Source organism: Rahnella sp. PD12R, assembly GCF_019200965.1.
Classification (GTDB): domain Bacteria; phylum Pseudomonadota; class Gammaproteobacteria; order Enterobacterales; family Enterobacteriaceae; genus Rahnella; species Rahnella laticis.
Genome location: NZ_JAHTMS010000009.1, coordinates 39,072 through 58,226 on the forward strand (window position 1 = coordinate 39,072; position 19,155 = coordinate 58,226).

A 19,155-nucleotide genomic window follows, 5' to 3' on the forward strand; every position below is an offset into this window, starting at 1 on the left:
CCGCAGAGCATTGCCGCTCACTTTATTCCTAAGGAGATTCGTATGTTAAACGACCCGTCACAGAAATATCGCCCGTTCCCCCCGGTGAACTTACCGGACCGCCAGTGGCCGGGGAATACGCTCGATAAAGCGCCGCAATGGTGCTCAAGCGATCTGCGTGACGGAAATCAGGCTCTTGCGGAACCGATGGATAATGCACGTAAACGCCAGTTTTTTGACCTGCTGGTGCGCTGTGGGTTTAAGCAAATTGAAGTGGCGTTTCCCTCTGCATCACAAACCGATTTTGATTTCGTACGCGGGCTGATTGAAGACAATCTGATCCCTGACGATGTGGTGATTCAGGTGCTGACACCGTCGCGCCCGGATCTGATTGCCCGCACGTTTGAAGCCCTGAAAGATGTGCCGCGCGCCATCGTACATTTATATAACGCCACGGCGCCGGTTTTCCGCGAAGTGGTCTTCAGTCAGGATAAGGCCGCCACCCGCGAGCTGGCCGTGCGCGGCGCGCAGCAGATCCGCCAGCTGTGCGAACAATATTCTCAGACGCAATGGACGTTCGAATATTCCCCGGAAACCTTCTGTTTTACCGAGCTGGAATTTTCACTGGAAGTCTGTGAAGCGGTAGCGAATGTCTGGGAGCCCGGCGCTGAGCGTCCGATGATTATCAACTTACCGGCCACCGTGGAAGTCAGTACGCCGAATATTTACGCCGATCAGATTGAATGGTTTTGCCGGCATTTCAGCCGCCGTCAGCAGGTTTCTGTCAGCGTGCATCCGCATAATGACCGCGGAACCGGCGTGGCGTGTGCCGAGCTGGCGATGCTGGCGGGCGCCGATCGCGTGGAAGGTTGTTTGTTCGGGAACGGCGAACGTACCGGGAATGTGGATATCGTGACGCTGGCGCTGAATCTCTATACCCAGGGCGTAAACCCTCAACTGGATTTCAGTAATTTGCAGGCGATTGTCGAAGCGGTTGAGGAGTGTAATCAGCTGCCGGTACATCCGCGCCATCCTTATGCTGGTGAACTGGTGTTCACCGCATTCTCAGGTTCACATCAGGATGCCATCAAAAAGGGTTTCGCGGCGCAGAAAACCTCAGACAGTGACGTCTGGCGGGTGCCTTATCTGCCGCTCGATCCTGCTGATGTCGGGTGCAGTTACGAGGCGGTGATCCGCGTGAACAGCCAGTCGGGCAAAAGCGGGGCGGCCTGGTTGCTGGAACAGAATCACGGGCTGAAACTGCCGCGTGGCCTGCAAATAGATTTCAGCAAAGCCGTGCAGCGCGAAACCGATACGCACGGTAAGGAAATGAGCACCAGCGATATCTGGCGGCTGTTCCGTGCGCGTTACGGCCTGACCGAGCAACCGGTGGTGAAACTGCTGAGCTACGATATCCGCAGTGATGAGCAAAATGTCTGTCATTTCAGTGCGCGTATCCGCTACCGCAATGAAGAGCAGCAAATTACCGGCAGCGGCAACGGGCTGTTGTCCGGCGCGGTCGATGCCTTGCGCCGCAGTTTTGACGTGGAGCTGGAAATTGGTGATTACCACGAACATACGTTAGGGCATCAGAGCCACAGCCGCGCCGTTGCGTACCTGAGTTGTCAGGGGCGTCATGGTGAAACCCGCTATGGCGTGGGTATCGACAGCGATGTCTCCAGCGCTTCTGTGCAGGCGCTGTTTAATGCGGCTGGCGGGATTCTGTCTGACTAAAATATTCGCTGGGCGAAACGCCAAGGGAACGGCGGAACATCGCGCTGAATGCACTCGGGCTGTCATAGCCGAGTGCCAGCGCGACATCAATCACCGAGAGACCCGCGGCCAGCTGGTTAATCGCTTCGAGTAATTTTGCCTGTCTGACCCAGTCACTGAACCGCAACCCGGTTTCGCGCTGAAAGCGGCGCGAGAGCGTCCGGCTGCTGATATCCAGACGCTGAGCCACTTCCTCAAGCTCCCATGACGCACACAACTCGGCGCGAATTTGCTGGCTGAGCACAAGTAACTCCGGTTCTTTGGGCTCGGGCAAATGAAGCGGCAACGTCGGCAGCAACCGAAGTTCGTCGAGCAGCAATTCCATTATCCGTTCATCACGGCCGCCCGGCAGATAATCGTGAGGGATCGTCAGAGACGTCAGAATCAGTTCGCGGAGCAGGGGGGAAATCTGAACCACCTGACACTGCGCAGGTAAATCGGCGCGGGCGAGGGGATCGACAAATAAGGTGCGGGCTTTTACGCCACCGATAAAACGCAGGCTGTGTTCGACGTTTGCGGGCAGCCAGACGCCGCGACCCGGCGGAACCATCCAGGTGCCGAGCGCGGTGTTGACTTCAACAACGCCAGATAATGTATGGATCAGCTGCGAACAGGTGTGGCTGTGTGCCGCTTCGCTGTCACCATGCTGATAATCAATGGCCAGCGGCGCGATGGCTTGATGAGGTGCAAGGAAGTTGCGGTGCATTGATCAGTGGTGTTTCTGATTCTTGGCGTCTTCGACGGCCTTTTTGGCTTCTTCAGCCGCTTTCTCAATCTCTTCTTCTGTCAGTTGTTCGGCAGCTTCAATCAGTTCTGCCAGTCCGTCGCTGACATGGACCTCGTCTGCCTTGCTTTTGTTTTCTTTATTATTTTCGCTCATAACGGTTGTCCTGATGATGTGAATACAGGGCTCTATTATAGCAGAATATAGGGCGGAAGCCGGGAGGTCGTGCGGGGAAAGCGCGGAGCCCGCCAGGCGGCAGGCTCCGGAATGTTCTTACTGGCGGTAAGCAAACTTGATTTGTTGCAGGGAGTTTTTGAAGACTTCAGCCTGTTGCTCGTCTTCCATCTGCGCCACAAAACGTTCCATATTCAGCATGACTTTACCTGCATCAGCCTGACCAATGGCTTTCAAAATCAGGGTCAGCGTGGCTTTCAGGCAGGCAACTTCGGTCGCCAGTGTTTCAACGTTTGCTTCAGTCGTAAAATCGCAATTACTCATTATTTAAATCTCCTCAGACAGGCTGACAGGCAGCACGCCGAATTCTGAACGGTAAAAAGAACAGGGCGAAAAATGAACTCACCCGCTATGAAGGGTGAAAAGTGGCAGCATTTTAGCATAGTTGGCACGGTTTAGTGCAGCGCGGACCGGTTGCCGTTAAAACAGCCAAATAGGATTATTCATACGGAATATTATGGGCGCCGTAAAGAATACTAAACGTAATAGCAAGCTGAGAACCTTTCATGCGGATGTGCAGACTTATTCATATAAACCATCAGCAATTCGTGCTATCCAAAATAATAATCGGATATATCATAGATATATGAAAGGGCCACGTTGACGGATAAATAAGCAGTCTAAGAAAATGCCTGTTTTAGACCTGAAAATTCCGGTGTTATTATTTTTTTACTGCTGAAAACATCGGACCTCTGATCAGCCTTTTCTTTGATTAGACAGGTTTTTTTAATGAATTATTAATACAGGTGATGGCACTTCTCATTTACATTCAGCAAAGTAGTTTTTTTCAGACATTCCTTGGTCAGGACGGCATGATAGAGTAAAATACGCGGGCTATAATAATGCTTTCGTCTTCCTGATTTAAAACACTGCCGATGAGCGGTAGTGGGGCGAGTTTGTTAATGCTGGCCTCTAATTGCCACCTCCTCTTCGTTTATAAGCGGTCTGAGAACACTATTAATGTTCAGCGTGCATGATTACGTTAAGACGGGCTTGAAGAACCTGACGGTGTGTCGCCCTTATTTTTTGGAGAATTCTCTTTGATTAGCGTTCTTCTTGTTGATGACCATGAACTGGTGCGCGCAGGGATCCGACGCATTCTTGAAGATATCAAAGGCATCAAAGTCGTTGGTGAAGCGCAGTGCGGTGAAGATGCCGTCAAATGGTGTCGCGCCAACGATGTTGATATTGTCCTGATGGATATGAACATGCCGGGTATCGGCGGGTTAGAAGCGACGAAGAAAATCATTCGTTTTTCGCCCGACATCAAGATAATCATCCTGACGATTTATACCGAAAATCCGTTACCCGCCAAAGTGATGCAGGCCGGGGCTTCGGGCTATCTGAGTAAAGGGGCTGCGCCACAGGAAGTGGTAAATGCTATCCGCTTGGTTGATTCGGGTCAGCGCTATATTGCGTCTGACATCGCACAGCAAATGGCACTCAGCCAGATTGAACCCCAATCTGAAACGCCTTTTGATTCCTTATCCGAGCGTGAATTACAGATCATGCTTATGATTACTAAAGGGCAAAAGGTGAATGAAATTTCAGAACAGCTGAACTTGAGCCCGAAGACAGTTAACAGTTATCGTTACAGGATGTTTAGTAAATTAAATATCAGCGGCGATGTTGAGTTAACCCATTTGGCTATCCGGCACGGCTTGTTCAACGCGGAGACTTTATCAGGCAGTGAGTGATGAGCGTTTCGACCCCAAAGCCTTTCTGAAAACGGTCACCAGCCAGCCGGGCGTCTACAGGATGTATGACGCCAGTGGCACCGTAATCTATGTAGGTAAAGCCAAAGACCTTAAAAAACGTCTTTCAAGCTATTTTCGCGTCCAGGTTTCCAGTCGTAAAACGGAAACGCTGGTCAAGAATATCGCGCAAATCGATGTCACCGTAACGCATACGGAAACCGAAGCGCTGCTGCTCGAACACAACTACATCAAACTGTATCAGCCGCGCTACAACGTTTTGTTGCGCGATGATAAGTCGTATCCGCTGATTTTCCTCAGCGCGGACAACCATCCTAGAATTACCGTTCACCGTGGCGCGAAGCATGCGAAAGGCGAATATTTCGGGCCTTTCCCCAACTCTTACGCTGTTCGCGAAACGCTGGCGCTGTTGCAGAAACTTTTCCCCATCCGCCAGTGCGAAAACAGTGTTTACAGCAACCGCTCACGTCCGTGTCTGCAATATCAGATTGGCCGTTGCCTGGGCCCGTGTGTTAAAGGGCTGGTCAGCGATCAGGAATACAACGATCAGGTAGATTACGTTCGCCTGTTCCTGTCCGGTAAAGATAAGCAGGTTGTTACGCAGCTGGTCAACCGTATGGAAGAAGCCAGCAAAGATTTGCGATTTGAAGATGCCGGGCGGATCCGCGATCAGATTCAGGCCGTCCGTCGCGTCACAGAACGTCAGTTTGTATCGGGCAACAGCGAAGATCTGGACGTCATCGGCGTGGCCTTTGAGTCGGGAATGGCCTGTCTGCATGTGCTGTTTATCCGTCAGGGTAAAGTGCTTGGCAGCCGCAGCTATTATCCGAAAGTGCCGGGCGGCACCGATCTGGGCGAAGTGGTGCAGACATTTGTCGGGCAGTTTTATTTGCAGGGGAGCCAGATGCGTACGCTTCCCGGTGAAATTCTGCTGGATTTCAGCCTGCCAGAAAAAGATTTGCTGGCGGAATCCCTCAGTGAAATGGCCGGACGTAAAGTTCAGATTCAAAGTAAGCCCCGCGGTGACCGCGCACGTTATCTGAAACTGGCGCGTACCAACGCGTCCACCGCGCTGACAACAAAGCTTGCGCAGCAATCCACCATCCATCAGCGGCTGGCAGAATTGGCAAAAACACTCCATCTTGCCGAAATTAACCGCATGGAATGCTTCGACATCAGCCATACTATGGGCGAGCAAACGGTCGCTTCCTGCGTTGTTTTTGACGGCAACGGCCCGGTGCGTTCGGAATACCGCCGCTATAACATCACGGGTATCACACCGGGCGATGATTATGCGGCGATGGCTCAGGTGCTGAACCGCCGTTATGGCAAAGCGCTTGATGAAAAGAAAATCCCTGATGTCATCTTTATTGACGGCGGGAAAGGTCAGCTCGGCATGGCGCGCGATGTTTTTGACTCGCTGAATGTTGAGTGGGATAAATCTAAACCGCTGCTGATTGGTATCGCCAAAGGTGCTGACCGCAAAGCCGGGCTGGAAACGCTGTTTTTCGTGCCAGAAGGTGAGGGGATTGCGTTACCGGCGGATTCTCCGGCATTGCATGTGATTCAGCATATCCGCGATGACTCGCACAATCATGCGATCACCGGCCACCGTCAGCGCCGCGCTAAAGTGCGTACGACCAGTGCACTGGAAGAAATTGAAGGCGTCGGGCCAAAACGGCGTCAGGTTTTACTGAAATACATGGGAGGCATTCAGCCATTACTGAATGCCAGCGTAGAGGAAATTGCACAGGTGCCGGGTATTTCTAACGCATTGGCAGAAAAGATTCATAATGCGTTGAAACACTAAAGGCAATGTAGCAACATACTCATAATATCCACACCGGACAAACAGTTACCTTCGCTATGCAATTTAATATACCTACGTGCCTTACCCTGTTCCGCGTTGTACTGATACCGTTCTTTGTGCTGGCTTTCTATCTGCCTTATCCATGGGCATCACTGGCCTGCGCGCTGATTTTTGTTTTTGCAGCGGTGACTGACTGGTTTGATGGATATCTTGCCCGTCGTCTGAAGCAAACAACGCGTTTTGGTGCATTTCTGGATCCGGTCGCAGACAAAGTGATGGTCGCCATCGCGCTGGTGCTGGTCGCAGAATACTTCCATTCATGGTGGATTACGTTGCCGGCAGCGACGATGATTGCACGTGAAATTATCATTTCGGCGTTGCGCGAGTGGATGGCGGAAATTGGTAAGCGGAGCAGCGTTGCGGTGTCCTGGATTGGTAAAGTGAAGACAACGGCGCAAATGTTGTCCCTGGTCGCGTTATTGTGGCGTCCGGATAACATCGTGGTGGGTGTCGGTGTGGTTGCGCTTTACATTGCTGCGGTGCTGACTTTCTGGTCAATGTTCCAGTATTTGAACGCTGCGCGCCACGATTTGCTGGAACCCTGATCAAACTGACGTAAAAAACGTCAAACGATCGCATGAACCTGATAATTTTATTGACTCAATCCGTCAGGTCAGTAGAATGCAACGCATCGGAAGGCAGCCAGTTATACGCCAGAAGATAGTTAAAAAAATCAGTACGTTCTGATTAAAGCGGGAATAGCTCAGTTGGTAGAGCACGACCTTGCCAAGGTCGGGGTCGCGAGTTCGAGTCTCGTTTCCCGCTCCAAATTTTCTTAAACTGGTTCGTGAATTGGTTTAAGTGCAAGACAAGTAGTAAGATTTAAGGCGCGTTAACAAAGCGGTTATGTAGCGGATTGCAAATCCGCCTAGTCCGGTTCGACTCCGGAACGCGCCTCCAATTTTCCCGGAGCCCGGGTGGTGGAATCGGTAGACACAAGGGATTTAAAATCCCTCGGCTTATGGCTGTACGAGTTCAAGTCTCGTCCCGGGTACCATGGAAAATTAGCTGAATAATCAAAAGCAATAAAGTAGTAATGTCGTTATAGCCACCTTCGGGTGGTTTTTTTATGTCTGAAATTCGGCAAGCCACAAGAATACGCAATGATGCTTTTTCATGTGGCGTGCAGGGGAGCAGGTGTAAGAAGGGAATTAAAACAGCCCCGAGGGGCGTTTTTAGGGTCAGAACTCACCCGGTGAATCAGTGTTGCTCAGTGCCCTGATAGATAAAGGCAGATGGTAGTTGGGCTGGCTGGTGAAAAACGCCTGCAGGGCAACGCGTTTCTTCCGGTCTATAGAAATTTCTTCCATAGTTTTGCGGAAGATACTGTAACGGCCGCAAGAAGTGCAGGTCACGGTGACAATTTTCGCCGACATATTCACCGACGTCTTATTCGTGCTTTGGCACAACGGACACTCGTCTTGAGCGCTTACAACGGTGGAACTCATAAAACCTCCGGTTTTACTTAGAGCGGGCAGTAGTCTAGCACAAAAAGGCGGCAGTTACTTAACGATAATTTAATTATCAGTGGATTTCATCGCCAACTACGTGTAGAGAGCGCTCAAACCGCTGACGGGCAGCGAAAATTTTCTTCTTAGCCGCACGCATTCTTTCCTCCTTCTTTTCATACGTTACACTTAAAGAATTCACTGCTTTTATGGATTTCTGTTTCGTATGACGTCTGCTTTATATCAGCGTATCGATGGCTCGCTTTACCACCGCATTTTTGTCGTGGGGGATCTGCACGGATGTCTCAGCCTGCTCGGGCATGAACTGGCGAAGATAGCGTTCGATCCGCAACGCGATTTGCTGTTGTCCGTCGGCGATCTCGCCGATCGCGGTCCCGACAGCGTCGGATGTCTGCGCCTGCTCAATGAGCCTTGGTTTTGCTGTGTACGTGGCAATCACGAGCAGATGGCGATTGACGCGATCCATGAAGAGAATGTTTCAAGATGGCTGCGTAACGGCGGCGACTGGTTTTATGCACTGGAAGATGAGGTTCAGGCGCAGGCAAAACAGCTGATTTTGCAGGCAGACAAATTGCCGCACGTTCTCGAACTCAACACGCGCGAAGGGAAACGCATCGTCATTGCGCATGCAGACTACGTTTCGGACGAATATGTTTTCGGAAAGCCGCTCGACAGTTATGAAATTATCTGGAACCGCGACCGTATTAACTACGCACTTGCCGGACGTTACGGGCCGATATCCGGCGCTGATGCTTTCTATTTCGGGCATACGCCGGTTGAACCTGCACTGCAATTTGCCAACCTGTTTTATATCGATACCGGCGCAGTCTTTGGCGGTTATCTGACGATACGGCAATTGCAATAATATCAGGCTACGGGCGGGTTTGCGGTGGTTGCGTGGCAAAGGTATAGTGAACGGCTGCGAACGGGAAAGGCGTAAGATAACACCATGGAAAATAAGCGTGAAGACAGGATCCAGCGTCTGTTGCTGGCATTAAAAAAGACCGACAAAATTCATCTGAAAGAAGCGTCTTTACTGCTTAATGTTTCCGAAATGACGATACGCCGTGACCTTAACGTGGCGCCTGCGCCGGTTATTTTGCTGGGTGGCTACATTGTCATGGATCCCAAGAATAACCCGGCGACGCATTATTTCGTCAGCGAACAGAAAATGCGTCAGGTTGCGGAGAAAAGACGCCTGGCCTCACGCGCTGCGGGGCTGATTCAGACGAATGACACGGTATTTTTTGATTGCGGCACCACAATGCCTTACGTCATAGAAAGCATTCCCGAAACCCTCGTTTTTACGGCAATCTGCTATTCGCTTAATACCTTTCTCGCATTGCAGGAAAAGCCTCACTGTGAAGTGATTTTGTGTGGTGGCGCGTTCAAATCCAGCAACAGTATTTTTACCCCGTTAGGGCGCAGCAGTGAGCTGGATTATATCCGTCCGTCCAAAGCTTTTATTTCGGCGGCCGGTGTCAGTATTGAACACGGCGTCACTTGCTACAATTTTGATGAGTTGCTGATGAAACATCAGGCGATGGAGCGTTCTGCGCAAAGTATTCTGGTGGCAGACAGCACGAAGTTTGATCAGGTGCGACCGGCGGCAATCGCACCTCTTGCCCGATTCAATGTACTGGTCAGCGACGCTGAGCCACCGCGGGCTTATCTCGATTTTTGCAGTCAGTCTGACATTCCGCTTCTGGTCTGAGCCTTTTAGCGGATGGCGGGAATTTTCTCCACAGACTGATAAAGTACAACTTCCCAGATGCCATTTTTCGAACCATCACTGAGATAGTGTTCGAAACAGGCTTTTCCGTCCGGCCGGTAGTGCGCACTGGTCAGCAACTGAGCATAAAAATCGCGCCAGGCTTTCTCAAAATTACCGTCGGCAATAGTGGTGTGATAGGCCGCATAAGTGCCTCCTGGCAACGTTTGCAGCGACAGACCTTCTGCTTCATCCAGAATAAAATTATCAGCGACGCAAACCGAAGGATCGGCCCGCAAAGCCTCTGCCGGCGTGGTATCAGGGTTATCATGAAACCAGGTCAGCCATTCGGTACGCGGCTGATGATGCCGCGCAACCCATTTGGTCAGTTGCTGAAAGCCGCTGTGGATTGACTGCTGATAAGGGCCGACAACCCGGTAGCTCACCAGCTTTTTGGCCGGTCTTTCTACGATTGATAATGCCACGATGATCTCCTTTTATCTGACATAGATTGGGTGGTTTCCATGTGGGTAAAACGTCAATGCCAAGCTTATCTATAACAGTTCACCGTTTTACTCACGGTAACTGCTCTACGCGCTATAACAGTTGTCATGATAAAATTATGTAATCAGATTGCATTATAGTCGTGACGCAGTGAGGTTATGAGATGGACGTAATCAAAAACGTATTAAACAGTGAAATTGATCGGATCAATCGTCAGGAAGGCCGTGACGGAAAGGCGCGCATCAATGGAGAGTTCTTCGTGAACCATCCGTGGTTATGCCTGGCGATGCTGGTCGGCTATATCGCCGTCGGCGTGGTGATGTATGTTTCACCGTACATGGGCATCGGCTGGTTTATCGGCTTCACCGCATTTCTGGTGTTTATGTCGGCGATGCTGCTGCTCGAAATCAAACCGGTTTACCGTTACGAAGACATCGGCGTGTTAGATCTTCGCGTTTGCTATAACGGCGAATGGTATTTCAGCCGTGAATTATCCGGTGATGCGGTTAGGCAAATTTTGAGCGCCGGCAGCGTAAGTTCGCGCATCAAAAATCGCATTGAATCGATCGTACGCAACAAAGGCTCGATCGACTTTTATGATGTATACGATCTGGCTCGTCTGGAAAGTCAGCAGCAAGATCCCACCAGAACAGCACAGTTAGCTCACTGATCGCGCCCTTAAACATGGCTTCTGCCCATGACGTTACCCTGCATGCTCTGATAAAATAGCGGCTGGATATCATTTTCGTGAATGAATCAAACATGCGAAAAATGATGCCAGCCGTTACAGGAGCGACAGTGGAACGAATCAAACTCACTATTCATCATCTGCACAAAATCATTTCCGGTGAAAAACAGGATGCACAGGCGACCGCGCGCATTTATGCTGGCGATGAGCTGTTGCTGACTGAAACAATGACCGGGCAGGCGATGCATTTTGATCGCTTTATCAAAGCCGAAAACGACAATGGCAAACCTTTACGGGTGGAATGGGACAGCGACGGCAGCGCCGCGATGTCGGTTTCCCGTGCCGAAGTGTGCCCTTGCTGCGGTGGCGATACCCTGCACCATTGAATAAATCCGGTCCTGACCGCATGTTAAGTAAAAGCCGAACAGGGGTGAATGATGAAATTTATCAGCAACGAATTTGAATACCGTCAGTGGATCATGGACGAAATATTCCAGGCAAGTGCGGTAGGCGAAACCTCTGAGTTTGCCGATCAGGAAGTGGAAGATTTTATCTTTGACGCGCGTCCGGTAGCTTATCCCTGCGTCGCAGTGATGATTCAGACGCCCGGTGAGCCTGGCGTGTGTGAACCCCGATTCTTCTATAAAGAACAGGTGTTTGAGTGGGCACACAAAATGGGCTTTGGTTTTGACAGCTAACGGCGCATCCGGTTAACGCAAAAACCCCGGGAAGACCCCGGGGGTTCGTGGCGAATGGCCGGGCTACTGTTCAGACATTTTTCCTGTCGATCTTCTCTTCACCCCAGAACAAATAGTCGTCCTTGGTTTTTGCGAACGCGATGGGCAAGACTTCATCGCTGCCTTCTTCCCAAATTTTCTGCGCCAGTTTCTCATCATTTTTAGCCAGTTCGAAAATGGCTTCAGCGATTTCATGAGAGGTTTCACGTGTGTTGGCCCAGGCTTTGATGTTTGACGTCGTCATCCGGTTCTCCTCGTATTTTGTGCGCAACGGTGTCTCCATGACACGATCATATTCAGGTTAACTATGGTTTCTGCGCGGGGTTAATGCAAATCCACGGGGCAGGATAGGGCAGAAAAGCCGTGATTATTGCCGGTGCAGGGCACAAAAAAACCGGCACCGGGCGGGGACTGTCGTTTATACTGAACGCGATTTTGAATAATTAAGGTGATGAGAATGAGCGACGATATTTTTGATTTTGACATTGATGCTGCACTTGAAACAGCTGAAGTAAAAGCGGCTGAAAAAGCGGCAGAAGTGCCTGAAGCCGTTCAGGACGAAAGCGACTGCGAAGGCTGCAAAATCTGATTTTGCACAACTTAGCAGCAAACAGAAAACCGCTTCGGCGGTTTTTTTGTATCTGTCATTTATTCTTATCCGGCCATTTCTGGCTGAATCTCCTTTCCCGACATAGTGTTGCATCGCAGTCCCCCGACATCGCTTCTGACGCAACTGTAAGGATAGCGTCAGGACATTTTTTTTGGGATAAATTCCTATAGAACAGGAAGATAGCTGGCGGTACTTTGTCACCACCTGATAAGCAGGTCGTGAGGTTCACAATGAAAAAACTAATTTTTGTTCTCGCCGTTTTGCTCACTTTGCCCGCTATCGCACAGGCAGACGTCGAGGTAGGGCTTAATATGCCGGGGCTGTCACTGCATGTCGGTGACCGCGATAATCGTGGGTATTACTGGGACGGTGGTGACTGGCGTCCGCCAGGCTGGTGGGATAACCATTATCGTGATGAAGGCCGCGGACATTGGGTTTATTACGAACCGGCTCCGCCGCCACCGCCGCGCTACTGGCATCACGAGCACTGGCATGAAGGTCCGCCTCCGGGCTACTGGCGCGATGGCCCTCCGGGGCACTGGCGTGAAGGCCCGCCTCCTGGCCGCTGGTAATCACGATTTACAGAACGGCTAAGCGTCAGAATACGAAATAACAGTAACGACAGATTTTGGGAACAGGGTTGGCAGTGGCGATGCGAGGCATCCCCAATGTCAGTTCTGTTCCTTTCGTTTTTAATCGGTTTTAAAACCTTCGCCGCTGATAATTTCCTGCAGAATTAATCGCATGCTGAATATTTAAAATATAAATCATTCACGAAAATTATATTTAAAGCCGATTATTGTGAGGAATGGCAATAAACGCTCATCCCATAAACTTTTCAGAGAAAGTGCTGCTTGCTAAGTGTCACTATTGTGTTAATTTCTTGTTATATGAAATCAGCAATGGAAGGCCTGAACGCAATGCGTGCCTGATATCATATTGACGTGTTATGGATTTTTTACTCAGGTGCGCTATTTGTCATTTACTGAGATTACCGCTATGCGCCTGATTAAAAACGATTTTGAGTTCCGTCTCTGGATGTTAGATGCCTATTTTTATCAGGATAAGATAGAAGGCGATACATTGCTGACCGACGAAGAGATGGATGAGTTTTTATTTGAATGCCGTCCGCAGGAATATCCGTGTTTAGGAACGGTCACGCCATCCAAAGAATGTTCACTGGAATTTGATATTGCCTTTTTCTATCGCGAACACATCACGGAATGGGCAAAATCGATGGGATTAATGAACACGAAATAGTGTTGTTTCCCGACATTAAAAAAGCGCCTTCGGGCGCTTTTTGCATTTTTACTTGCAGGGATTGCAGAAGGATCAGTTTCCCCGCACTTCTACCATTACCGGGCAGGGCGATCGCGCAATAACTTCTGCACTGACCGAACCTTTCATTATGCGGCCAAAAGCTGAAAGCTGCCGGTGGCCCATCACGATGACCGATGCCTGTCTTTTCACGGCTTCCGCCACCAGCGCTTCTCCGGCGTTACCGACAATAATATTGCCTTTGGCCTGAACTCCCGCATTCGCCAACGTTTTTAATGCCTGGCCGACCACGGCGCGGGCGGTGTTTTGCTCTTCTTCGGCGGGCGGATAATCGATAACTTCGCCGGGCATATCGCCGTTTTCTTCCAGCGCATAAGACTCATCAATGCAACAGGTGACATAGACCGTTGAGTTGTGGCCGGTGGCAAGCTGGCGGCTTAAATCCACTACGAATCCCGTTTGTCTGGAGCCATCTACGGCTAACAAAATGACGTCAAACATTTGTATTCCTTATACAACCTGATTTTTAAGGTTCGAAGTTACTTGCCAATTTCGCTGGTCAGCGCTTCTTTGCACTCAAGCAGAGCGGTGCGGATCACGTCCTGTCTGGCCTCAAGACGCGAAGTGGGAACCAGAACGGAAACCGAATAGCGCCCCAAAATCGTGTCGATGGCAATCGCAATAGTGGATACACCTTCCACCGTTTCGCCCGTTTCAATCGAGTAACCGTTGCGGCGAACGTCGGCAACGATATCGAGCAGTGCGCCGAGCGTGCTGACGGTATTTTTCGTCGCAGGCTCCAGCACTTCACCGACAATAATTCGAATCTCCTCATCGGTTTTCAACGCCAGCAAGGCACGGCCCGAGGAAGTGCTGTAAATCGGCAAATTCAGGCCCACGCGGGGAACAATACGTAACTCTTTTTCCGCCACAATGCAGTGAATATTGGCAATCTGACGACCGCTGGCGCGGCCAATGGCGACGGTCTCCCCGGTAATTTCGTTCAGATGACGGAGAAAAGGTGTGGCGATGGCGATCATGTCGGTGTGTACCGTGGACGCCAGTTTCAGCAACGTCGGCCCGAGCCGGACACCGCCATTGCCTTCCGAACGCACCAGCCCTTCTTCTGCCAGTGCGGCAACGATGCGCTGAACCGTCGAGCGCGGAAGATCGACATCATTCGCGATGGCTCCCAGGCTCATGCCCTGAGGATGTTTGCCCAGTGCATTAAGCACTGATGCCGCCCGCGAGATCACCTGGATCCCACCGCTGCGCTCTTCATCTGCCGGAATATCCTGCGCCATTCGTTTTCCTTATTCATTATCCGGTGTCATCCGCCAACACCTTGTCTTGCCAATGTAATGGCTGAACCGGTGAAAAACAATTCCTAATCACATTGCAATACACTGTACCGTATTATAGTATTTTGTGATGTATCACGATGCGGTGCATTGCATCGAAATATAAGTGACATTGCTCACTGAACCGCGCGTTCCCGGCGCAGACCTGCCTTCTCACTGTCGGCGCAACATAAAGCGGCGAAGTTAATGAGCACAACTATGAATCAGCCAGTTTCACAGGCACCGGCCGCCAGCAGCGCCGGAATGTCCGGACCACCGCCGTTTACCGCGAGGCTGGTCACCGGATTAGCGGGCGTATTGATCGTCGCACTTTGCTCCGGCCTGAACGACCGTGTCACGGATATTGCTTTGGCTGATGTTCGTGGCGCTTTGAGTATCAGTAATGATCCCGGTTCATGGCTGATCGGCTCCTACCAGGCTGCTGAAGTGGCGGCCATGATGATTGCTCCGTGGCTGGCGGTGACGTTTTCGCTGCGCCGCTTCACGCTGTTCGTGACGTTGGGCTTTTTGCTGGTCGCCGCCGTTTTACCGTATTCACCCAACCTGCCGGTGTTTATTACGCTGCGTGCGGTTCAGGGACTGTTTGGCGGGGCGATGCCGCCTTTGCTGATGACGGCGGCGCTGCGCTTTATGCCGCCACAGTACAAACTTTACGGGCTGAGTGCTTATGCGCTGACCGCTACTTTTGGGCCGAACATCGCGACCTCCATGGCGGCCATCTGGACCGACTATGTCGGCTGGAAGTGGGTATTCTGGCAGGTCATTCCTCCGTGTGTGCTGGGGTATTTGCTGATTGGTTACGGATTGCCACAAGATCCGCAGCGTTTTGAGCGTTTTAAACAGATGGATATTGTCGGCATGGTGACGGGATGCAGCGGCATTTCCTTGCTGGTGCTGGTTCTTCAACAGGGCGAACGGCTGTACTGGTTCAACTCGCCGCTGATAACCGTCATGTTTTTCGCCTCTCTGGCGCTGCTAACGATTTTTCTGGTTAACGAATGGCATCACCCGTTGCCGCTGTTCAAATTGCAAATGTTGAAACGCCACAATCTGGCGCACGGTTTAATCACGCTGTTTGCGCTGATGTTCCTGTTTTTATCCGGCTCGGCATTACCGGCGAATTTCATGCAGCAGGTGGGGGGATTTCGTGCGGTGCAGGTCGGGCCGCTGGCACTGACGATCGGTTTGCCGCAACTGCTTCTGGCCCCGCTGGTGGCGTTTTTCCTGACTATCCGCGGGGTCGACAGCCGCTGGGTTCTGGCCTGCGGGCTGGGTCTGGTGGGGTTTTCCTGTTACTGGGGAACGCATATCACCAGCGTCTGGGTACGTGACAACTTTTATGTGATTCAGATTATGCAGGCGTTCGGCCAGCCGATGGCGGTGTTGCCCATTTTGCTGGGCGCAACCAGCGTCGTTCAGCCGCAGGAAGGCCCGTTTGCCGCGGCGATGTTTAATACAACGCGCGGAATGGGGAGTATCGCGGGAAGTGCCATTCTGGGCGTGATGGTCAGCGACCGTGAGCAGTTCCATTCCAACGTTTTACTCAATCACATTGGCGGTGTGAATTATCTGCTTTCCCAGCCTTATGGCGGCGGCAGCAGTTTTCTGGCACCGCTGAACACTGACGGTTCTGCGATTTCAACAGAAGTCATTACGCAGTTTTCCACGCTGGTCAGGAAGCAGGCACTGGTTATGAGCCTGGCTGATATCTACATGCTGATTATCGGCCTGGCGTTTGCGCTGATTGTGCTGGCCGCCATCCTGCCCAAACGCTCTTTTCCGCCTCAGTCTCTGGTTAAACGCCCCTGAATGAAGCATCACCTGAACGAATGAATTTCACTATAAGAAAGTACGAGAGAAAATCATCATGATAAAAACATCGCCTGTCCGCCTGAGCTGGCTGGTTGCCGCCGTGGTGGTGGTATTACTGATTGTGATTGCCTTCTGGATGTTGTCTTCAGGGAGCGCACCGGAAACCGATGACGCTTTTGTATCGGCAGACTCTACACTGGTTGCACCGCGGATTTCCGGCACGATTTCTGATGTGTATGTTCAGGATAATCAGAGTGTTAAAGCGGGCGATGTGCTTGCAAAAATTGACGATCGCGATTACCGCAACGCGGTGCTCACCGCGCAGGCCAGCCTCGAAACGGCGAATGCGCAAATGCTCAGCCTGACTGCACAACTGGCGAAACAGCAGCAGACTATTTTACAGGCGCAGGCCATGGTGAATGCAGATTCTGCCAGTATTGCGTATGCCCGCCAGAGCGCCGACCGTTACAAACGTTTGCTGCAAAATGGCTCGGGAACCGCGGATGCGCGAGATGAATCAGATGCTAATTTGCGCTCAAAACTGGCTTCCCAGCAAAGTGATATGGCCGCCGCGCAGGCCGCTGAAAAGCAGGTTGATGTACTGAAAGCGGAGCAGGCGCAGGCCAAAGCGGCGATTGATTCTGCTGCCACTGCGCTGGCGCAGGCGAAACTGAATCTTTCCTATACAGAAATCACGGCGCCGGTTGACGGCGTGGTCGGCCAGCGTTCACTGCGCATCGGTGGCTATGTCAGCGCAGGAACCCGCGTGCTGGCAGTCGTGCCGCTTCACGATGCCTATATTGTGGCGAATTATCTGGAAACACAGCTGGGCGATGTGCAGCAAAATCAGCCGGTTGATATCAAAATCGATGCATTGCCGGGCGTGACGCTGAAAGGGAAAGTGGACAGTATTTCTCCGGCCACAGGTGTCACGTTTTCGCCAATTTCACCGGATAACGCGACCGGTAACTACACCAAAGTAGTGCAGCGTCTGGCGGTAAAGATTTTGCTGGATAAAGATCAGGCCGATGCGAAGCGGCTGAAAGTCGGAATGTCGGTGATCCCGACGATAAATACCGCGTCACGCTGATTTTCCTTCGTCTTTCTTTACGTTAAAAATCAGCCAACTGATAGCAAAAGGGCCGTGCTTAACCGCACGGCCCTTATTGTTTTCGCGCCACCTGAAGCGTCAGGACGCCTGATTCTGCGGTGGCGTGGCGTCCGATGAATCCTTCTTCGCCGAATGCTGCGGTTTACCCGAGAACAGGAATCGCAGAATCGGAATGCGTTTGTGTACTTCGTACAGGATAAACGCAATGCCGAATACGAATACCAGACCCAGCCAGAAGCCCAGCCAGTCGCTGTGGATCTTCGGCGTGATAAATGCCCCGTAAATCAACGTTAACGGGTGGTGAATCAGATAGATAAACAGCGATGAGTTCACCAGGTAAGTGATCCACGGCGCCTGGAAATTGAGGAGATAGTGGCTGAATGAGAACACCACGTTGACCATCAGGATCCCCAGCAGGGTGGTGATGATGGCGTCGATTTCCATCGAGTACAGCTGCGGAGTATTCACGTGCTGATTAAACATGTAAGCGGCGAACAGGAAGATGCTCACCACGCCGGCGGTTGCTGAAGGCTTCAGGAACAGCTCTTTCAACCAGGAGAATTTATAAGCAAACGCGCCGATGATGAAAAATGGCAGATAAAACAGTGTCTGCATCACGATGAAATTAAACGCACCGTTAGAAAGTAAATTAGGTGCAAAAAGATACAGTCCACGGTTAAACGCGGCATAAATTAAGCCGATAAATAAAAATACAATTGAGAGTTTTCCTAACGTGTTTGTCCGGCTTTTTATTAATTGAATGCGACTAATCTTAATTTCTTTAATAAATTTGAAGAGGTAAAAACAAATACTGGTCAGAATAACTAGCGTTAACAGGAACCATAAATGGGACACTAATTCCCAGACGGTAATGTTAATCTTTTGATAGAAATCCATATTTCCCCAGTCTGAGAATTTACTGGTGAATTTCATCAGGAAATAGAGCTGCGGAATAGTGATCAGCGGGAAGGCCGCCACCAGCGGGATGGCAACCCGCTCCAGCCGCACCTTGAGCCACTGGTGTGAGTCGTAGCGCTCATACAGCATATAAGAAAAATACCCGGAGATGACAAAGAAAACCTGCATCCGGAAGGCGTGGATAATATCATTGAAAATTGTCAGGCCGTGCGAAGGCACCGCACTGTTTACCGCCCAGATATGACTGGAGTAAATCAATGATATATGGAAAGGAATACCCAGCAGCATCAAATATGCGCGGATAGAGTCCAGGAAAAACTCACGTTGTGGTTTTTGTGGTTTCATTACGTATCCGTTGTATGTGGCTCATCCTAATTTTAGAGCGTAGTTTGTATTCGGGTTAATTTCTCAGGTAACCAAAAATGACTGTCGTTGACATTAGTTTAGTTTCTCACCTTAAAACATGCATTGTTATAGGACAAGTTTCCATAGCCGGAGTTTCAACGAATTGATATCCTTGTACCCTGTTGCGCTTAAACGGTTCATCAATGGCTGAACCATCGACTGCTCAAGTTGTCGGAAACCTGACACTTCCCATAAAATAGTTACAGTGAATGATTGAAGCGCGCATAGGAGACAAAGTGTCGGATAAAAATTTTTC

General features: G+C 50.8%; 23 protein-coding genes and 3 tRNA genes. 17 read left to right on the forward strand and 9 right to left on the reverse strand.

The window, feature by feature from the left end; all coding sequences use genetic code 11:
- Positions 1-42 precede the first annotated feature (42 nt).
- Positions 43-1,713 carry a 2-isopropylmalate synthase gene (gene leuA / locus KWG64_RS17670; protein ID WP_218522655.1) on the forward strand — a complete coding sequence of 557 codons (1,671 nt, stop codon included), beginning with the start codon at positions 43-45 and terminating at the stop codon, positions 1,711-1,713.
- Here leuA and KWG64_RS17675 read toward each other — a convergent pair.
- The 3 genes from KWG64_RS17675 to KWG64_RS17685 all read right to left on the reverse strand — a co-directional run bounded on the left by KWG64_RS17675 (position 1,682) and on the right by KWG64_RS17685 (position 2,974).
- Positions 1,682-2,458 (reverse strand): helix-turn-helix transcriptional regulator, encoded by a 777-nt coding sequence (locus KWG64_RS17675; RefSeq protein WP_218522656.1) that lies wholly within the window; start codon positions 2,456-2,458, stop codon positions 1,682-1,684. The genes leuA and KWG64_RS17675 overlap by 32 nt on opposite strands.
- 3 nt (positions 2,459-2,461) lie before the next feature.
- Positions 2,462-2,632: a hypothetical protein gene (locus tag KWG64_RS17680; RefSeq protein WP_195814062.1), complete on the reverse strand. Its 171-nt coding sequence runs from the start codon at positions 2,630-2,632 to the stop codon at positions 2,462-2,464.
- 117 nt (positions 2,633-2,749) lie between these two features.
- The gene (locus tag KWG64_RS17685; RefSeq protein WP_015697982.1) at positions 2,750-2,974 is read right to left on the reverse strand and encodes a DUF2594 family protein; all 225 of its coding nucleotides are present in this window, start codon (positions 2,972-2,974) and stop codon (positions 2,750-2,752) included.
- A 776-nt stretch (positions 2,975-3,750) separates the two neighbouring features.
- Between KWG64_RS17685 and uvrY the strand changes: the two genes are divergently transcribed.
- The 6 genes from uvrY to KWG64_RS17715 all read left to right on the forward strand — a co-directional run bounded on the left by uvrY (position 3,751) and on the right by KWG64_RS17715 (position 7,292).
- Entirely contained in the window at positions 3,751-4,407 is a 657-nt protein-coding gene (gene uvrY, locus KWG64_RS17690) for a UvrY/SirA/GacA family response regulator transcription factor (protein ID WP_152326324.1), read from the forward strand.
- On the forward strand, positions 4,400-6,235 hold the full coding sequence (gene uvrC, locus KWG64_RS17695; RefSeq protein WP_218522657.1) for an excinuclease ABC subunit UvrC: 1,836 nt from the start codon (positions 4,400-4,402) through the stop codon (positions 6,233-6,235). The genes uvrY and uvrC overlap by 8 nt, the downstream gene beginning before the upstream one ends.
- Before the next feature lie 56 nt (positions 6,236-6,291).
- Positions 6,292-6,840, forward strand: a complete 549-nt coding sequence (gene pgsA, locus KWG64_RS17700; protein WP_152325563.1) for a CDP-diacylglycerol--glycerol-3-phosphate 3-phosphatidyltransferase — start codon at positions 6,292-6,294, stop codon at positions 6,838-6,840.
- Positions 6,841-6,987: 147 nt separating this feature from the next.
- A tRNA-Gly gene (locus tag KWG64_RS17705) sits at positions 6,988-7,063 on the forward strand.
- Between the two features lie 58 nt (positions 7,064-7,121).
- A tRNA-Cys gene (locus KWG64_RS17710) sits at positions 7,122-7,195 on the forward strand.
- An 11-nt stretch (positions 7,196-7,206) separates the two neighbouring features.
- A tRNA-Leu gene (locus KWG64_RS17715) sits at positions 7,207-7,292 on the forward strand.
- A 184-nt stretch (positions 7,293-7,476) separates the two neighbouring features.
- Here KWG64_RS17715 and KWG64_RS17720 read toward each other — a convergent pair.
- Positions 7,477-7,743, reverse strand: a complete 267-nt coding sequence (locus KWG64_RS17720; protein ID WP_152325564.1) for a hypothetical protein — start codon at positions 7,741-7,743, stop codon at positions 7,477-7,479.
- Between the two features lie 226 nt (positions 7,744-7,969).
- Between KWG64_RS17720 and KWG64_RS17725 the strand changes: the two genes are divergently transcribed.
- Both KWG64_RS17725 and deoR read left to right on the forward strand, forming a co-directional pair.
- Entirely contained in the window at positions 7,970-8,629 is a 660-nt protein-coding gene (locus KWG64_RS17725; RefSeq protein ID WP_218522658.1) for a metallophosphoesterase, read from the forward strand.
- An 84-nt stretch (positions 8,630-8,713) separates the two neighbouring features.
- Positions 8,714-9,478: a DNA-binding transcriptional repressor DeoR gene (gene deoR / locus KWG64_RS17730; RefSeq protein ID WP_218522659.1), complete on the forward strand. Its 765-nt coding sequence runs from the start codon at positions 8,714-8,716 to the stop codon at positions 9,476-9,478.
- A 5-nt stretch (positions 9,479-9,483) separates the two neighbouring features.
- Here deoR and KWG64_RS17735 read toward each other — a convergent pair whose 3' ends face one another.
- On the reverse strand, positions 9,484-9,960 hold the full coding sequence (locus tag KWG64_RS17735) for a GyrI-like domain-containing protein (RefSeq protein ID WP_195814058.1): 477 nt from the start codon (positions 9,958-9,960) through the stop codon (positions 9,484-9,486).
- A gap of 182 nt (positions 9,961-10,142) precedes the next feature.
- Here KWG64_RS17735 and KWG64_RS17740 point away from each other — a divergent pair, with 182 nt between their 5' ends.
- The 3 genes from KWG64_RS17740 to KWG64_RS17750 all read left to right on the forward strand — a co-directional run bounded on the left by KWG64_RS17740 (position 10,143) and on the right by KWG64_RS17750 (position 11,365).
- Positions 10,143-10,649 (forward strand): YlaC family protein, encoded by a 507-nt coding sequence (locus KWG64_RS17740; RefSeq protein ID WP_195822827.1) that lies wholly within the window; start codon positions 10,143-10,145, stop codon positions 10,647-10,649.
- A 128-nt stretch (positions 10,650-10,777) separates the two neighbouring features.
- The gene (locus KWG64_RS17745; protein WP_195822828.1) at positions 10,778-11,053 is read left to right on the forward strand and encodes a hypothetical protein; all 276 of its coding nucleotides are present in this window, start codon (positions 10,778-10,780) and stop codon (positions 11,051-11,053) included.
- Positions 11,054-11,101: 48 nt separating this feature from the next.
- Entirely contained in the window at positions 11,102-11,365 is a 264-nt protein-coding gene (locus KWG64_RS17750; protein WP_226790063.1) for a hypothetical protein, read from the forward strand.
- A gap of 70 nt (positions 11,366-11,435) precedes the next feature.
- Here the strand turns inward: KWG64_RS17750 and KWG64_RS17755 are convergent, their stop codons facing one another.
- A complete protein-coding gene (locus KWG64_RS17755) occupies positions 11,436-11,648 on the reverse strand; it encodes a YccJ family protein (RefSeq protein ID WP_152325570.1) in 213 nt (70 codons plus the stop codon).
- A 213-nt stretch (positions 11,649-11,861) separates the two neighbouring features.
- Here KWG64_RS17755 and KWG64_RS25725 point away from each other — a divergent pair, with 213 nt between their 5' ends.
- The 3 genes from KWG64_RS25725 (at position 11,862) to KWG64_RS17765 (ending at position 13,274) form a co-directional block, all read left to right on the forward strand.
- Entirely contained in the window at positions 11,862-11,993 is a 132-nt protein-coding gene (locus KWG64_RS25725; RefSeq protein WP_013576285.1) for a hypothetical protein, read from the forward strand.
- 251 nt (positions 11,994-12,244) lie between these two features.
- On the forward strand, positions 12,245-12,586 hold the full coding sequence (locus KWG64_RS17760) for a DUF2502 domain-containing protein (protein WP_152325571.1): 342 nt from the start codon (positions 12,245-12,247) through the stop codon (positions 12,584-12,586).
- A 427-nt stretch (positions 12,587-13,013) separates the two neighbouring features.
- Positions 13,014-13,274 (forward strand): hypothetical protein, encoded by a 261-nt coding sequence (locus KWG64_RS17765; RefSeq protein WP_152326325.1) that lies wholly within the window; start codon positions 13,014-13,016, stop codon positions 13,272-13,274.
- A gap of 72 nt (positions 13,275-13,346) precedes the next feature.
- Here KWG64_RS17765 and KWG64_RS17770 read toward each other — a convergent pair whose 3' ends face one another.
- Both KWG64_RS17770 and KWG64_RS17775 read right to left on the reverse strand, forming a co-directional pair.
- Complete coding sequence (locus KWG64_RS17770; RefSeq protein WP_195822829.1) at positions 13,347-13,793, reverse strand: universal stress protein; 447 nt, start codon at positions 13,791-13,793, stop codon at positions 13,347-13,349.
- 38 nt (positions 13,794-13,831) lie between these two features.
- Complete coding sequence (locus tag KWG64_RS17775) at positions 13,832-14,596, reverse strand: IclR family transcriptional regulator (protein ID WP_218522660.1); 765 nt, start codon at positions 14,594-14,596, stop codon at positions 13,832-13,834.
- Positions 14,597-14,851: 255 nt separating this feature from the next.
- Between KWG64_RS17775 and KWG64_RS17780 the strand changes: the two genes are divergently transcribed.
- Together KWG64_RS17780 and KWG64_RS17785 are read left to right on the forward strand one after the other, a co-directional pair.
- Complete coding sequence (locus KWG64_RS17780) at positions 14,852-16,462, forward strand: MFS transporter (RefSeq protein WP_218522762.1); 1,611 nt, start codon at positions 14,852-14,854, stop codon at positions 16,460-16,462.
- Between the two features lie 58 nt (positions 16,463-16,520).
- Positions 16,521-17,555: an HlyD family secretion protein gene (locus KWG64_RS17785; protein ID WP_218522661.1), complete on the forward strand. Its 1,035-nt coding sequence runs from the start codon at positions 16,521-16,523 to the stop codon at positions 17,553-17,555.
- A gap of 99 nt (positions 17,556-17,654) precedes the next feature.
- Here KWG64_RS17785 and mdoC read toward each other — a convergent pair whose 3' ends face one another.
- Entirely contained in the window at positions 17,655-18,839 is a 1,185-nt protein-coding gene (mdoC, locus tag KWG64_RS17790) for a glucans biosynthesis protein MdoC (RefSeq protein ID WP_218522662.1), read from the reverse strand.
- Positions 18,840-19,155: the final 316 nt, after the last annotated feature.